Genomic DNA, 15,977 nt, shown 5'->3' with positions numbered 1-15,977 from the left:
GATCACGCGGTGCTTTGCTTGAGGATGAGGTCGTAAAGCAAGCGGGCGCTTGGGGGCAGATCGCGCCCACGGGCGGTTATGAGGCCGTAGGGCCGTATCGTGACATGGAAATCGGCTGGCAGAATGCGGATTGCACCGGACGCGGTGCCATTGTCTGAAATCAATGTCGCGACGTCGCGTGCTACGGCTGCGATCGCATTGGTGTTGCAGACGATCGCCACGGTCAGGATGGTGGATGACGTGTTGATGATCGTTGCCGGAAAAGGAATACCTTCTGAAAGGAAACTATCTTCCACGGCACGCCGCAAGAGCGTGCCAGGCGGCTGGAATACCCAATCATAGAGAGGCAGATCCGACGGCGAGACGATGGATTTTTCCAGAAGCGGATGACCTTCGCGCACGATCAGGCAGACGTTTTCCATACCGATTTCAGCAAAGTTGAAGAGTCGTCGGTTCTGGTCATCAGGAATGCGGCCAAGCACGAAATCGTGTCGCGCCGCGAGCAATTCCCGGACAAGCACAGTGCTGTTTTCGATTTGCAGGTCTATCTCGATGCCGGGATAGGCGGTGGAGACCTGACGGATCGCCGGCACGGCGAGATGCAATGCAGGACCGGTGACGGAACCGATCGAGACCGAGCCGCCGCTTCCGGTCTTCAATTCGCTGATTTCACGGGCGGTTTCCCGTAGTTCCAGGAAGATGGTGCGTGCGCGTCGCGCGAGCGTCTCGCCGTACTGGGTCAATTCGACTCCGCGAGCGACACGGGCACAAAGAGGCACCTTGAGGATCGCCTCGATCTCACCCAACAGGCGCGAGGCTGCAGGCTGCGAAATATTGAGTGCATCGGCCGCGGCACTGATCTGCTTGTGGTCCTCAATTGCGAGAATCAGCTGCAGGTGATTCATTTTCAGGCCTGAACGGAGAATACCCTTCTCCGAATAATCCACAGGCACGGATATCGCGTTGGTTTGCTCGTCCATGAATCCTCCGAGAATGCCATTCAATACGGCCAAAAATCACACTGTTGTCGTTTACTATATCGAAAATGATATGCAGGCACCAGAATATTGTATTTGACAGTTATGTTGAATGATTCCAGTTTGCCGCCATGTGCGCCAGCGCAGCGGGAGAGTGTAAGGCCTGGGAGGGCTTTCTTTCATCCTTAAGGTCTCCACCGAGGGCTTCACCCTCGGATACGCCAGCGCTGCACATATCAGACCGACCCCGAGGGGTGGTCTGCGTTAACACTCAGGGAGAGACATATGAAATTGATTACTTCGCTTCTCGCGGCTGCTGCGCTCAGCGTCGCGTCCTTCGCGATGCCGGCGCTGGCCCAGGACAAGGGTGTCGTTGGTATTTCGATGCCGACCAAGACCTCGACGCGCTGGATTTCCGATGGCGAGACCATGGAAAAGCTGTTCACGGAAGCCGGCTACACGCCGGACCTGCAGTTTGCTGACGACGACATTCCGAACCAGCTCGCCCAGATCGAAAACATGGTCACCAAGGGTGCCAAGGTTCTCATCATCGGCGCCATCGACGGCACGACGCTCTCCGACATCCTGGCCAAGGCTCATGAAGCCGGCGTCAAGGTCATCGCTTACGACCGTCTGATCCGCGATTCGGGCAATGTTGACTACTACGCCACCTTCGACAACTTCCAGGTCGGCGTTCTGCAGGCAACCAGCCTCGTTGACGGCCTGAAGAAGAACTTCGCTGGCGTGAAGCCGTGGAACGTTGAACTCTTCGGCGGTTCGCCGGACGACAACAACGCCTTCTTCTTCTACGACGGCGCAATGTCGGTTCTCAAGCCGCTCATCGACAGCGGTGACATCGTGATCAAGTCCGGCCAGCAGGGCATGGATCAGGTCGGTACGCTGCGTTGGGATGGTGCGGTTGCTCAGGCCCGCATGGAAAACCTTCTCTCCTCGACCTACACGGACGCACAGGTTAACGGCGTTCTGTCGCCTTACGATGGTCTTTCCATCGGTATCCTGTCCGCCCTCAAGGGCGTTGGCTACGGCTCGGGCGACCTCAAGATCCCGGTTGTTTCCGGTCAGGACGCAGAACTGCCGTCCGTCAAGTCGATCCTGGCTGACGAACAGTACTCGACCGTCTTCAAGGACACCCGCGAGCTGGCCAAGGTTGCCGTCACCATGACGGACGCCATCATTGGTGGCAAGGAGCCAGAAGTTAACGACACGAAGACCTACGACAACGGCGTCAAGGTCATCCCGTCCTACCTCCTGAAGCCGGTTGCTGTTGACAAGTCCAACGCCAAGGACATCCTGGTCGGCGCCGGTTACTACACGGAAGACCAGATCAACAACTGATCTCTTCCAATCCCATCGGGGTCCGCGAGACATCGCGGACCCTTTCTCGTGATGAGGGAGCTTGCACTTACGGTCGGTCTGGCCTCATCATCCTACAAAGACCACCGCTGGAATGCCTGAACATGGACAATATCATTCTCGAAATGCGGAGCATTACAAAGACGTTTCCGGGCGTCAAAGCTCTGGACAATGTCAGCTTCAAGGTCCGCGAAGGTGAAATCCACGCACTTGTCGGCGAAAATGGCGCCGGCAAATCGACGCTGATGAAGGTGTTGAGCGGCGTGTATCCCGCCGGCACCTACGAAGGTGAGATCCATTATGACGGCGAGCTTCGCCAGTTCAGCACGATCTCCGACAGCGAACACATCGGCATTATCATCATTCACCAGGAACTTGCGCTTGTTCCGCTGCTCTCGATCGCGGAAAATATTTTCCTCGGTAACGAGATCGCGACAAACGGTGTCATCAACTGGAAAGAGACCTTTGCACGCACGCAGGAACTCCTCAAGAAGGTTGGCCTGAAGGAAACGCCGCCGACCCTGATTACGGATATCGGCGTCGGCAAGCAGCAGCTGGTCGAAATCGCCAAGGCGCTTTCAAAGAAGGTTCGTCTTCTCATTCTCGACGAGCCGACTGCTTCGCTCAACGAAACGGATTCCGACGCGCTCCTGAAGCTGTTGATGGAATTCCGCAAGCAGGGCATGACCTCGATCATCATCTCCCACAAGCTGAACGAGATCAAAAAGGTTGCCGACAAGATCACTATCCTGCGCGATGGCGGCACGGTCGAAACGCTCGACTGTCACAATGAAGACATCAGCGAAGACCGTATCATCAAGGGCATGGTCGGTCGCGATATGGAAGACCGCTACCCGCCGCGCGAGCCCAAGATCGGCGAGACGCTGCTCGAGGTGAAGAACTGGAATGTCTTCCACCAGCAGCACCGCGACCGCCAATTCCTGCACGATATCAACTTTAACGTCCGGTCGGGCGAAGTTGTCGGCATTGCTGGCCTGATGGGCGCCGGGCGCACCGAAACCGCCATGAGCATCTTCGGCAAGGCCTGGGGCCACAAGATCACCGGCGATGTCGCAATGCGTGGCAAGTCCGTGGATGTCAGTACCATTCCGAAGGCGATTGATGCAGGTCTCGCATACGTGACGGAAGACCGCAAGCATCTCGGCCTCGTGCTGATCGACAACATCATGCACAACACGACGCTTTCGAACCTCGAAGCCGTGTCGTCCGCTGGCGTGATCAACGATCATGAGGAGCGCAGGGTCGCTTCCGACTACCGTCAGAAGTTGCGCATCCGTTCCCACTCCATCTATCAGGAAGCGGTCAACCTTTCGGGCGGCAACCAGCAGAAGGTCGTCCTGTCCAAGTGGCTGTTCACCAATCCCGAGGTCCTGATCCTCGACGAGCCGACGCGTGGTATCGACGTCGGTGCGAAATATGAAATCTACACCATCATCAACCAGCTTGCCGCAGAGGGCAAAGGCATTCTCATGATCTCGTCGGAGATGCCCGAACTTCTCGGAACCTGCGACCGCATCTACGTCATGAACGAGGGACGCATCGTGGCCGAGCTTTCCAAGGCTGAAGCCAGCCAGGAGTCTATCATGCGCGCCATCATGCGTTCCGGGGAGAAACACTAATGGTCACCGAAACCAAAACCACTCAGTCCGTCGGCGACTACCTGCGAGCCAACATTCGCGAATACGGCCTCCTGGTCGCGCTTGTCGTCATCATGGTCTTCTTCCAGGCCGTGACCGGCGGTGTTCTGTTCCGGCCCGTCAACATCACCAACCTGATCCTGCAGAACTCCTTCATCGTCATCATGGCGCTGGGCATGTTGCTGATCATCGTTGCCGGTCATATCGACCTGTCGGTGGGTTCGATCGTTGCCTTCACCGGCGGCCTGTCGGCCATCATGCTGGTCAAATGGGGCATCCATTTCTCGATCGTCGTGCCGATCTGCCTGGTTTTCGGCGGTATGGTCGGCGCTGCCCAGGGTTACTGGGTCGCCTATCAGAAAATCCCGGCCTTCATCGTGACGCTTGCTGGCATGCTCGTCTTCCGCGGCCTCACCTACCTGATCTTGCAGAACCGCCCGATCGGTCCGTTCCCCAAGGACTTCCAGTCGCTGTCGACCGGCTTCGTCCCGGACTTCCTCTATTTCGTCAATCCGGTGCCGGGTACGATCACCAACTTCGCTGCGCTGGTCGTCGTCGTTGCGCTGGTCGTGCTGGCGATCTACTACGGCCTGAAGAACCGCAAGGAAAACGACAAGCACGGCACGGAAAACGAGCCCTTCGCGTTCTTCGCGGCGCAGATGGCCATCATTGCGATCGTTGCCATTTTCCTTGGCTTTCAGCTCTCGACCTATAAGGGCTTTCCGAACGTCCTGGTCGTGATGGGGCTCCTGATCGCGCTCTATACGTTCGTCACCACGCGCTCGACGATCGGTCGCCGCATCTACGCGATGGGCGGTAATGAGAAGGCCGCAAAGCTTTCGGGTATCAACACCGAGCGCCTGACCTTCTACACGTTCGTCAACATGGGCGTGCTTGCCGCTCTCGCCGGCATGATCATTGCTGCACGTCTGAACTCGGCAACCCCGAAGGCGGGCGTCGGCTTCGAACTGGACGTCATCGCGGCCTGCTTCATTGGCGGTGCTTCGGCTTCCGGCGGCGTTGGCAAAATCACCGGTGCGGTCATCGGCGCGTTCATCATGGGTGTCATGAACAACGGCATGTCGATCATGGGTCTCGGTATCGACTACCAGCAGCTCGTCAAGGGTCTTGTTCTGCTCGCCGCCGTGTTCTTCGACGTCTACAACAAGAACAAGGGCTGAGGCCCGACACTCCTGCCTGTGCGGTTTCGGCCGCGCAGGCCATGTGACTTGGCGTGCCTTCATCAATCGGATGTACGTCCATCAGAATGCCCTGAACGCGGCGACCTGTTCGCCGGATTGAGAGGGCTTAAGCCCTCCCCTGGATATTCCGCCTGCCGGCCAAGGTTGCCGCCCGGAAATCCGACATTGTAGAAGAGGACAGAATTGTGCTGATTTCCCAGGTCAAGAACGCTGACGGTTCCATCACGGTTGCGGTGCGCGACGCCGGCGGCGAGGCGCGTGTAGTCAAGGGTGCGGCAAGCGTCCATGCGCTTGCGATGGAAGCGGCCAATTCCGGCAAGAGCCTGAAGGCTGTTGTGGATGAAAAGGGTCTTGGCGATGTCGTCGACCTGCAGGATGCCTATGCCAAGGGCCTGTTCCTGCCCCCGATTACCCATGCCGATCCGGCCCATCTCCATCTGACGGGCACCGGCCTTACCCATCTCGGTTCCGCCTCGACGCGCGATGCCATGCACGCCGCGGTCTCCAAGGTGGAAGAGGGTGCCACCGACACCATGAAGATGTTCAAGATGGGTCTTGAAGGCGGCAAGCCGAAGCCCGGCGAAAAGGGCGTTCAGCCGGAGTGGTTCTACAAGGGCAACGGCACGCAGTCGGTTGCTCCCGGCGCCGAACTCGTGTCCCCGTCTTTTGCCGAAGATGGCGGCGAAGAGCCGGAAATGGCCGGCATCTATGTCATCTCCGACAAGGGCGCTCCATTCCGCATCGGCTTTGCCGTCGCCAACGAGTTTTCCGATCACGTCACCGAGCGTGTGAACTATCTCTATCTCGCCCATTCCAAGCTGCGCCCGGCAAGCTTTGGCCCGGAAATCCGCGTCGGGGAGGCGCCGTCCGACATCCGTGGCGCATCCCGCATCATCCGCGATGGAAAGGTCGTTTGGGAAAAGCCGTTCCTCTCCGGCGAAACCAATATGTCCCACACCTTCGCCAATCTTGAATATCACCATTTTAAATACGGCATTTTCCGTGAACCGGGCGATGTGCATGTCCATATGTTCGGTACGGCGACGCTGTCCTTCGGGGACGGCTTCAAGACGCAGGCCGGCGATATCTTTGAAATCGAGGCAGGCGAGTTCGGTCTGCCGCTGCGCAACACGCTGGCGGTCGCCGGCGAAGACGAGATCGTGATCGGGCAGCTCTGAGGCTGACCGTTCGTTTCCTGGCGATGCACCGCGGTGGCGGTGCTCGCGCTAGAACCAAGGAGGGCTTAAGCCCATGACACTTCATCAGAACCTGATTGCCGGCGAATGGGTCGGCGGTGACGGCGTTGAAAACATCAACCCGTCGAACACCAACGAAGTCGTCGGGCTTTTTGCCCGTGCGTCCACCGATGACGTCAAGACCGCCATTGCCGCTGCCAAGGCCGCTTTCCCGGCCTGGTCGCGTTCGGGCATCCTGGAGCGCCATGCGATCCTGAAGAAGACCTCGGACGAGATCATGGCGCGCAAGGAAGAGCTTGGCCGCCTGCTCGCCCGCGAGGAAGGCAAGACCCTGCCGGAAGCCATCGGCGAAACGATCCGCGCCGGCCAGATCTTCGATTTCTTCGCCGGTGAGGCCCTTCGCCTTGCAGGCGAAGTTCTGCCGTCGGTTCGCCCGAACATCGGCGTCGAGATCACCCGCGAAGCCGTCGGCGTCGTTGGCATCATCACGCCCTGGAACTTCCCGATTGCCATCCCGGCCTGGAAGATCGCACCGGCGCTCTGCTACGGCAACACCGTCGTCTTCAAGCCGGCCGAACTGGTTCCGGGCTGCGCCCACGCCATCGTCGATATCCTGCACCGCGCCGGTCTGCCGAAGGGCGTCCTGAACCTTGTCATGGGCAAGGGTTCGGTCGTGGGTCAGACCATGCTCGACAGCGCCGATCTGTCTGCCATCACGTTCACCGGCTCGACCGGCACCGGCAAGCGCGTCGCTGCAGCGTCGATCGAACATAACCGCAAATTCCAATTGGAAATGGGCGGCAAGAACCCGATGGTCGTTCTCGATGATGCCGAACTCACCGTTGCCGTCGAAGCAGCAGCAAACTCCGGCTTCTTCTCGACCGGCCAGCGCTGCACCGCGTCCTCGCGCCTGATCGTCACTGAAGGCATCCACGACAAGTTCGTCGCAGCGCTCACCGAGAAGCTGAAGACGCTGGTGGTGGACGATGCCCTGAAGGCCGGCACCCATATCGGCCCGGTTGTCGACGAGCGCCAGCTCGCGACCGACACGGACTATATCGAGATCGGCAAGCGCGAAGGCGCCAAGCTCGCCTTCGGCGGCGAGACGATCTCCCGCGAGAACCCTGGTTTCTACCTGCAGCCGACGCTGTTTACCGAAGCCACCAACCAGATGCGCATCAGTCGCGAAGAGATTTTCGGACCGGTTGCCTCCGTCATCCGCGTCAAGGACTACGAGGAAGCGCTTTCGGTTGCCAACGACACGCCGTTCGGCCTGTCGGCGGGTATCGCGACGACGAGCCTCAAGCATGCGACGCACTTCAAGCGCAACTCGGAAGCCGGCATGGTGATGGTCAACCTGCCGACAGCAGGCGTTGACTTCCACGTTCCGTTCGGCGGCCGCAAGGCATCGTCCTTCGGCTCGCGCGAACAGGGCAAGTATGCCGCTGAATTCTTCACGACCGTCAAGACTGCATACACGCTGGCGTAAGCCTTCGGGGTGGCTCCGACTCGTCAGGCCGGGCCACCTTCACCGTTCAAAGGACTACGGAAATGACAAAGAAAGCGGAATGGCCGCGCAGGCTGCGCTCGCAGGAATGGTATGGCGGCACGAGCCGTGACGTGATCTATCACCGCGGCTGGATGAAGAACCAGGGATATCCGCATGACCTGTTCGACGGACGCCCGGTTATCGGCATCCTCAACACCTGGTCGGATATGACGCCGTGCAACGGCCATCTGCGCGAGCTCGCCGAAAAGGTGAAGGCTGGTATCTGGGAAGCCGGCGGTTTCCCGATGGAAGTGCCGGTGTTCTCGGCTTCTGAAAACACCTTCCGCCCGACCGCGATGATGTACCGCAACCTTGCGGCGCTGGCGATCGAGGAAACCATTCGCGGACAACCGATGGATGGCTGCGTGCTGATGGTCGGATGCGACAAGACCACACCGTCGCTGATCATGGCGGCGGCTTCTGTTGACCTGCCCTCGATCGTCGTCACCGGTGGTCCGATGTTGAATGGGTACTTCCGCGGCGAGCGCGTCGGCTCCGGCACGCATCTGTGGAAGTTCTCAGAGATGGTGAAGGCCGGCGAGATGACGCAGGACGAGTTCCTCGAGGCGGAAGCTTCGATGAGTCGTTCGTCCGGAACGTGCAACACCATGGGCACCGCTTCCACCATGGCCTCCATGGCTGAAGCGTTGGGCATGGCACTTTCCGGCAACGCTGCTATTCCCGGCGTCGATTCGCGCCGCAAGGTTATGGCGCAGCTCACCGGCCGCCGCATCGTGCAGATGGTCAAGGATGACCTGAAGCCCTCGGACATCATGACCAAGCAGGCTTTCGAGAACGCCATCCGCACCAATGCGGCTATCGGCGGCTCGACCAACGCCGTTATCCACCTGCTCGCCATGGCCGGCCGCGTTGGTATCGACCTGACGCTGGACGACTGGGATCGCTGTGGCCGGGATGTGCCGACCATCGTCAACCTGATGCCGTCCGGCAAATACCTGATGGAGGAGTTCTTCTACGCGGGCGGCCTGCCGGTGGTGCTGAAGCGCCTCGGCGAAGCTGGCCTCCTGCACAAGGACGCGATCACGGTCTCCGGCGAAACCGTGTGGGACGAGGTCAAGGACGTTATCAACTGGAACGAGGATGTCATCCTGCCGGCAGAGAAGGCGCTGACGCAATCGGGCGGTATCGTCGTGGTGCGTGGAAATCTCGCACCGAAGGGCGCGGTGCTGAAGCCGTCCGCCGCCTCTCCGCATCTGCTCACGCACCGCGGTCGTGCGGTGGTGTTTGAGGACATCGACGACTATAAGCGCAAGATCAACGACGATAATCTCGATATCGACGAGACCTGCGTCATGGTCATGAAGAACTGTGGTCCGAAGGGTTATCCGGGCATGGCTGAAGTCGGCAACATGGGCCTGCCGCCCAAGGTGCTGAAGAAGGGCATCACCGACATGGTGCGCATCTCCGATGCGCGCATGTCCGGCACGGCCTATGGCACAGTCGTCCTGCACACCTCGCCGGAAGCTGCCGTGGGTGGTCCGCTCGCCGTTGTCAGGAATGGCGACATGATCGAGCTGGACGTCCCGAACCGTCGCCTGCATGTCGATATTTCCGATGAGGAAATGGCGCGTCGTCTTGCCGAATGGCAGCCGAACCACGACCTGCCGACTTCCGGCTACGCCTTCCTGCACCAACAGCACGTCGAGGGCGCCGACACCGGTGCCGACCTCGACTTCCTCAAGGGATGTCGCGGCAGTGCAGTTGGCAGGGACAGCCACTGATAGGTTGAATCCAAGATTGGAAATTGATGAAAAGGCGGGGTGCGAACCTCGCCTTTTTTGTTTTCCTTCTCATTGCCCCCAATTGCGACTATATTCATGTTCATCTGTATAGGAGACATGGACATGAATACGAAAACCGTCGGCGCGGCTGAGTTCAAGGCCAATTGTCTCAATCTCATCGACAAGATGGCGGATGACGGCGCGCCTATCGTTGTGACCAAGCGCGGCACCCCGGTGGCGATCGTGTCGCCGATCCGCGAGGAGGCTGCACCCGCCAGCATCATCGGCGCGATGAAGGGGAGCGTGCTGGCCTATGACGATCCGTTTTCGCCCGCAGCGGATGTCACTGATTGGGATGCCAGCCAGTGATCCTCGTCGATACGCATGTTCTGGTCTGGGCCGTTCATGATGATCCCCGGCTTGGGAAGAAGGCACGTGCTATTATTGATGAGAGCACCCGGGGCAGCCGAATCCTGGTCTCTGCCATCACGCCCTGGGAAATTGCCATGCTGTCCGAGAAAGGGCGCATCGCACTGGGTGACGATGTCGGTCGCTGGATCGATCGCGTGCTGGCTTTGCCGGGCATAGGACTTGCAGCGATCGAACCGCAGATTGCTGTGGCAAGCGTTCGTTTGCCCGGAGAGTTTCATACAGACCCCGCCGACCGCATCATCGTCGCCACGGCGCGGTTCCATCAGGTTCCATTGATGACGGCGGATCAAGCTATTCTGAACTATGGCGCCATGGGGCATCTCGCCGTTCTTCCGGCGTCGATATGAACCTACAGGCTGATCAGCGCCGTCCCGCAGACGGCCAGGGCGGCGCCAAACCAGGCGGCTTTTGGCGGGGCGATGCCGGTGCGGACCCAGACCATCGGCAGGATCAGCACGGGCGTCATGGACGATAGCGTCGAGACGATGCCGACATTGCCGTTGCTGAGGGCGGCCATCAGCAGCGACATGCCGAGGCCCGTCCCGAAAAAGGCAGATCCCAGCGCCAGGAACCGGACATCCCAACCGACGGGCGTCTTATTGCGGAGCGCTGCGAGCGGCAACAGGCTTGCGAGCAGGAAGACGATGGCTGCTATGCCGGAGCGCACAGCCCTAGCGGTAAACGGCTCAACACCCGCTGCCATCGCGGGTCGTGCGCAAAGACTTCCTAGCGCCTGGCCGATGGCGGTGATCACACCAAGTCCTATGCCGAGCCAGGGAACGGGAGCCGTAGCCGTAGTTTTGGCGGGCGTCTTAGAGGCCGGTAGGCCGATTGCGAGCACGATGCCGAAGAGAACGAGAATGACGCCCAGCCCCTGTTGCATATCGATGGTCTCGCCGAGCACGATGTATCCGAGCAGCAAGGCGAAGGGCGAGGCGAGCGAAAACAAAAGCGCGGTCGTGCGGGCTCCGGCGGTGTAGATCGCGGCAAAATAGGTGGTCGTTGCGATGACGATGCCGAAAAGGCTGGAAGCGCCGAGGTAACCCAGTTGCCACGGTTCGAGCGTGTGCCATCCCCCGACGACAAGCGAGGCGCCTGCCGTCATCAGGAACGATGCCACCATCTGCCAGCGGGCCAGCCGGAAGATGTCGATACGTCCCTTCACCTCGCTGACAAGCATCCCGCTCGTCGCAATACAGGTTGCCGCCGCAAGGGCGAGGATTTCGGAAAGATACATGGGGCGTGACCGGCTTTAATGTGGACGGGTCATGCCACAAAGCATCTCAGAACCCCAGCGAAATCGCACGATTAAACCGTCTTGCCGTTCTGAAAGGCCCTGTCAGCTCTGCGACTGGCTCTGACCCTGTTCCTCGACGGTAATCGCAACTTTGAGGGTTTCGTTGGCAACGCCGTGGACCAGACCGGATACGGGAGCCGCATCCTGATAATCGAGGCCGGAGGCAACGCGGACATAGCGGTCATCCGGGCACATCTTGTTGGCTGCGTCGAAACCGACCCAGCCAAGGCCGCCCAGATGCACTTCCGCCCAGGCATGGGTCGCCGTCTGGTCCGGGTGATCCGGCATCATGAGATAGCCCGAGATGTAGCGTGCCGGCAGTCCGAGTGTGCGTGCGGCTGATATCATCACATGGGCGTGGTCCTGACAGACGCCGCGGCCGCGCTCCAATGCCTGCTCGGCCGTCGTCTCCGTTCCGGTTTCGCCGGGCATGTACTCGATCTTCTCGTGGATCTCGGCCATTAGCGCATGCATGCGCGCGAGATCGCCGTCGCCGCTCATCGATTTCGCAAGATTGCGGATCGGCTTCGTCTTCTTGGTAAGCGGTGTTTCGCGCAGGTACAGCCAAAGCGGCGCGTAGCCCAGATGCGGTCCGTAGACACCAGCCTTGTCGGTGGTTTCGACTTCTCCAGATGCCGTGATCTGGATGGCGCTTCTTTCGCTGTTGACGCTGACGAGGTTCACGCGGTTGCCGAAGTGGTCGTCATAGCCGACCTCGAGATTGGCGCCTTCAACGGAAATATCCCACTCCAGCACAGTCTGGCCGGGCTGGTTGTGCGGCGTTAGCCGCAGCCGTTGCAAGGCATATTGCACCGGCTCGTCGTAGGCATATTTTGTGCTGTGGCTGATTTTCAGACGCATTGGTGTCTCCGTTCCGAAACTCAGTAGAAGCGGTAGCCGTCGGAGATTTCCTGGCCCAGACGGTTGTTATCGCTGATGAAATTCTCGATGTACTCGTGCAGCCCCTTGTCCATCACATCCTTGATGGAATGGTTGCGCAACGACAACATCGTCTTTTCGGCAGTTTCATTGGCTGCGTTTCGCTCGCCATATTCCCGCGCGAGATAGCCGAGGTTACTGACGATCTTGTCGTAACAATAGGCGAGCGAGCGTGGCATGCGACCGTTGAGGATCAGGAAGTCGGCAATATTGGTCGACTTGTATTCCGCCTCGTAGACCCATCCATAGGAACGGTGCGCGGATACGGAACGAAGAATCGATTCCCATTGCACGTTGTCGATGGAGGAGCCGACCTGGGAGACTGCCGGCAGCAGCACGTAATACTTCACATCGAGAATGCGGGCCGTGTTGTCGGCACGTTCGATGAAAGTGCCGATGCGCGAGAAGTTGAAGATTTCGTTGCGCAGCATGGTGCCGTGGAAGGCGCCGCGGATGAGACCGGTTCGCCGCTTGATGCTATCGATCACCTCCGGCAGTTCGGTGGGCTTCACCCGGCGGGCAAGCAGCGTCTTCATGTCGAGGTAACACTCGTTGACGGCTTCCCAGGTTTCTCGGGTCAACGCGGTGCGCACCATGCGCGCATTGCTGCGCCCGGTTTCGATGCAGGACAGCACGCTCGAGGGATTGGCCTTGTCGCGGAGCAGGAAATCGACCGCGTCGGCGGTTGTCACCTTCTCATAGCGTTCGTCATAGATGTCGCGAATACCCGAGGTCTGAAGCACCCCATCCCAGTCGTCTTCGGTGGCTTCTGAGCGGGTAAGCGACATGCGAAGGCCGGCATCGACGAGGCGCGCGCTGTTTTCGGCCCGTTCGATATACCGGAACATCCAGTAAAGGCCGTTTGCGGTTCTTCCAAGCATGCGGATCAGTCCTCCAGAACCCAGGTATCCTTGGTGCCGCCACCCTGGCTGGAATTCACCACCAGGGAGCCGGCCTTCAGGGCCACGCGGGTCAAACCGCCCGGAATGATCTGTACCTTGTCGGACACAAGCACATAGGGCCGAAGATCGACGTGGCGAGGCGCGATGCCCTTGTTGACGAGGATCGGCACGGTCGAAAGCGAGAGCGTGGGCTGGGCGATGTAGTTGCCGGGGCGTGCCTTCAGCTTTTCGGCGAACGCGGTGCGCTCCTTTTTGGACGCCGTCGGGCCGACCAGCATGCCGTAGCCGCCGGAGCCGTGGACTTCCTTGACGACGAGATCGGCGAGGTTTTCCAGCACGTATTTCAGGCTGTCGGGTTCCGAACAGCGCCAGGTCGGCACGTTTTCCAGAAGCGCCTTGCGGCCGGTATAGAACTCGACGATCTCCGGCATGTAGGAATAGATCGCCTTGTCATCGCAAATACCGGTGCCCGGTGCATTGGCAATGGTAATGTTGCCGGCCCGGTAGACATCCATGATGCCGGGAATGCCGAGCGCGGATTCCGGCTTAAAGGTCAGCGGATCGAGATAGTCATCATCCACACGGCGATACAGCACGTCGATCGCCTCGTAGCCGCGGGTGGTGCGCATCTTCACCTTGCCGTCGATAACACGCAGGTCCGAACCTTCCACCAGTTCCACGCCCATCATGTCGGCGAGGAAGGCATGTTCGTAGTAGGCGGAGTTGTAGATGCCGGGGGTGAGAACGGCGACGCGTGGTTTGCCAGCGCAGCCCGGAGGCGCAAGCGAGGCAAGGCTGTGGCGCAGCAGGTAGGGATAGTTTTCGACCGGGCGTACGCGGTTCTGATGGAAGAGTTCGGGGAACATCTGCATCATCGTTTCGCGGTTTTCCAGCATGTAGCTGACACCGGAGGGCGTGCGGGCATTGTCTTCCAGAACGTAGAACTGGTCTTCGCCGGTGCGAACGATATCCGTGCCGACAATGTGGGTGTAGACGCCGCCGGGTGGGCGGAAACCGATCATCTGCGGCAGGAAGGCTTCGTTGCGCTCGATCAGCTCGCGGGGAATGCGGCCCGCCTTGATGATCTCCTGCTTGTGGTAGATGTCATCGAGGAAGGCGTTGAGGGCGATGACCCGCTGTTCGATGCCCTGGGCGAGACGGCGCCATTCGCGGCCGGAGATGATGCGGGGGATGAGGTCGAAGGGGATAAGCTTTTCGGAACTGTCGGCATGGCCATAGACGGCGAAGGTGATGCCCGTTTTTCGGAATATGTTCTCGGCCTCTTTGGATTTGGCGATCAGGCGGGCCTTGTCCTGATTCGAGTACCAGTCATTGTAGGTCGTATAAGGCGGGCGCGGGCTGTTGTCCGCATTCATCATTTCGTCAAATGCCAACGGTTTGTTCCCCTTTTTTTGCCATTTGAGTACAACGCGATAAGCAATGCAAGAAGCATGCTCATCTGGGGTCAAAAGAAATTCGGGGTCAAATTTGCTGATTTTTTCGGCAAAAATGGTGTGTTCAGTGAAGATTTCGCACGTCTATGCTGGCCGAAAATTATCTTTGGTTATTTTTTCGGCGAAATTGGATGCATCGATCACTACTTTTGCCTATTTTTTGAACGCCATTCCATAGCCGAGAAACGAAAATTTATAGCGGTTTCGAATTGGGGCTGAACTTAAGCATCAGCAAAATTGCTTTGACGATCACGCCAACCCTGCCTATCGCAACACGGATGCAAGCTCCCTTATAGACTACCCTTATCCGGAGACGACATGACCCTCGATCGCCTGGCTCCGGCCATCTTCGTGCTGCTCTGGTCGACCGGATGGGTGATGGCGAAATATGCGGTGATCTACGCCGATCCGCTAACCTTCCTTGTGCTGCGCTATGCACTGGCCGGTATTCTCTTTGTCGTGTTCTGCATTGTCACCGGCGCGCAATGGCCCAGGAGCTGGAAGCTGGCCGGGCATGCGATCATGTCTGGCGTATTCCTGCACGGGTTTTACCTGGGGGCAGTCTGGTGGGCGGTCGGCCAAGGTGTGTCCGCCGCGATCTCCGGGATCATTGCCGGGCTTCAACCCCTGATGACAGCTGCGGTTGCCCCAGCGCTTCTCGGCGAACGGCTTTCCCCGATGCAGAAACTTGGTCTTGTACTCGGCTTCATCGGCATCGCGCTTGCTGTGCTGCCCAAAGTCCTCGCCCTCGATTCCGCGACGGCTATTCCGGCTTTCCCGGTACTGGTCAATGTCATCGGTATGGCGTCCGTCACCTATGGCACGATCTATCAGAAACGCCACCTGCAGACCGGCGACATCCGCACGACTGCGATGCTGCAATATGTCGGTGCGCTGATCGTGACGCTGCCGGCTGCGTATCTGTTGGAAGATATGCGTGTCGATTGGGGTATCGAGCTGTTCGCGACCCTTGCCTGGGGCGTGCTCGGGGTGTCGATGGGCGCAGTCGCATTGCTGCTCTATCTGATCGGCCGTGGTCAGGTATCGAAAGCGGCTTCGCTCATCTACCTCGTGCCGCCGCTCGCCGCCGTCGAGGCTTTCCTGATCTTTGGCGAGGCACTGACACTGCCGATGATAACAGGCACGGTGATTGCGGTGCTCGGTGTTTACCTCACCAATCGCAAGGCTGAGCCGCTCGCAGAACGCGCTTAGAGTTTGTCAGGGAAAAGTGGAAACCGGTTTTCCCGAAAAGACA

Annotated in this window: 14 protein-coding genes; 9 read left to right on the top strand and 5 right to left on the bottom strand. The window is 59.3% G+C overall.

Annotated elements, in window-relative coordinates; genetic code table 11:
- Positions 1-2 precede the first annotated feature (2 nt).
- Positions 3-980, bottom strand: a complete 978-nt coding sequence (locus tag QO002_RS17200; RefSeq protein WP_307231852.1) for a LysR family transcriptional regulator — start codon at positions 978-980, stop codon at positions 3-5.
- 282 nt (positions 981-1,262) lie between these two features.
- Here QO002_RS17200 and chvE point away from each other — a divergent pair, with 282 nt between their 5' ends.
- The 8 genes from chvE to QO002_RS17160 all read left to right on the top strand — a co-directional run bounded on the left by chvE (position 1,263) and on the right by QO002_RS17160 (position 10,477).
- On the top strand, positions 1,263-2,333 hold the full coding sequence (chvE, locus tag QO002_RS17195; RefSeq protein WP_307231850.1) for a multiple monosaccharide ABC transporter substrate-binding protein: 1,071 nt from the start codon (positions 1,263-1,265) through the stop codon (positions 2,331-2,333).
- Between the two features lie 122 nt (positions 2,334-2,455).
- Positions 2,456-3,991: a multiple monosaccharide ABC transporter ATP-binding protein gene (gene mmsA, locus QO002_RS17190; protein WP_307231847.1), complete on the top strand. Its 1,536-nt coding sequence runs from the start codon at positions 2,456-2,458 to the stop codon at positions 3,989-3,991.
- Positions 3,991-5,190 (top strand): multiple monosaccharide ABC transporter permease, encoded by a 1,200-nt coding sequence (mmsB, locus tag QO002_RS17185; protein ID WP_307231845.1) that lies wholly within the window; start codon positions 3,991-3,993, stop codon positions 5,188-5,190. The genes mmsA and mmsB overlap by 1 nt, the downstream gene beginning before the upstream one ends.
- A gap of 206 nt (positions 5,191-5,396) precedes the next feature.
- The gene (araD1, locus tag QO002_RS17180; protein WP_307231843.1) at positions 5,397-6,389 is read left to right on the top strand and encodes an AraD1 family protein; all 993 of its coding nucleotides are present in this window, start codon (positions 5,397-5,399) and stop codon (positions 6,387-6,389) included.
- Between the two features lie 73 nt (positions 6,390-6,462).
- Positions 6,463-7,896, top strand: a complete 1,434-nt coding sequence (locus QO002_RS17175) for an aldehyde dehydrogenase family protein (RefSeq protein ID WP_307231841.1) — start codon at positions 6,463-6,465, stop codon at positions 7,894-7,896.
- Between the two features lie 62 nt (positions 7,897-7,958).
- On the top strand, positions 7,959-9,698 hold the full coding sequence (araD, locus tag QO002_RS17170; RefSeq protein WP_307231839.1) for an L-arabinonate dehydratase: 1,740 nt from the start codon (positions 7,959-7,961) through the stop codon (positions 9,696-9,698).
- Between the two features lie 123 nt (positions 9,699-9,821).
- Entirely contained in the window at positions 9,822-10,067 is a 246-nt protein-coding gene (locus tag QO002_RS17165) for a type II toxin-antitoxin system Phd/YefM family antitoxin (RefSeq protein ID WP_307231837.1), read from the top strand.
- The gene (locus tag QO002_RS17160; protein WP_307231835.1) at positions 10,064-10,477 is read left to right on the top strand and encodes a type II toxin-antitoxin system VapC family toxin; all 414 of its coding nucleotides are present in this window, start codon (positions 10,064-10,066) and stop codon (positions 10,475-10,477) included. The genes QO002_RS17165 and QO002_RS17160 overlap by 4 nt, the downstream gene beginning before the upstream one ends.
- 2 nt (positions 10,478-10,479) lie before the next feature.
- On the opposite strand, the gene QO002_RS17155 is transcribed toward QO002_RS17160, so the two are convergent.
- The 4 genes from QO002_RS17155 to QO002_RS17140 all read right to left on the bottom strand — a co-directional run bounded on the left by QO002_RS17155 (position 10,480) and on the right by QO002_RS17140 (position 14,647).
- A complete protein-coding gene (locus tag QO002_RS17155) occupies positions 10,480-11,367 on the bottom strand; it encodes a DMT family transporter (protein ID WP_307231833.1) in 888 nt (295 codons plus the stop codon).
- 102 nt (positions 11,368-11,469) lie between these two features.
- Positions 11,470-12,288: a transglutaminase family protein gene (locus QO002_RS17150; RefSeq protein WP_307231831.1), complete on the bottom strand. Its 819-nt coding sequence runs from the start codon at positions 12,286-12,288 to the stop codon at positions 11,470-11,472.
- A 20-nt stretch (positions 12,289-12,308) separates the two neighbouring features.
- A complete protein-coding gene (locus QO002_RS17145; RefSeq protein WP_307231829.1) occupies positions 12,309-13,247 on the bottom strand; it encodes an alpha-E domain-containing protein in 939 nt (312 codons plus the stop codon).
- Positions 13,248-13,252: 5 nt separating this feature from the next.
- Positions 13,253-14,647, bottom strand: coding sequence for a circularly permuted type 2 ATP-grasp protein (locus QO002_RS17140; RefSeq protein WP_307233470.1), 1,395 nt, complete (start codon positions 14,645-14,647; stop codon positions 13,253-13,255).
- Positions 14,648-15,040: 393 nt separating this feature from the next.
- Here QO002_RS17140 and QO002_RS17135 point away from each other — a divergent pair, with 393 nt between their 5' ends.
- Positions 15,041-15,934 carry a DMT family transporter gene (locus QO002_RS17135; RefSeq protein WP_307231826.1) on the top strand — a complete coding sequence of 298 codons (894 nt, stop codon included), beginning with the start codon at positions 15,041-15,043 and terminating at the stop codon, positions 15,932-15,934.
- Positions 15,935-15,977: the final 43 nt, after the last annotated feature.

The sequence above is a fragment of the Pararhizobium capsulatum DSM 1112 genome (assembly GCF_030814475.1).
GTDB classification, from domain to species: Bacteria; Pseudomonadota; Alphaproteobacteria; order Rhizobiales; family Rhizobiaceae; genus Pararhizobium; species Pararhizobium capsulatum.
Note: the sequence above shows the minus strand (reverse complement) of the source record. Positions and strands in the feature narration are given on the sequence as shown.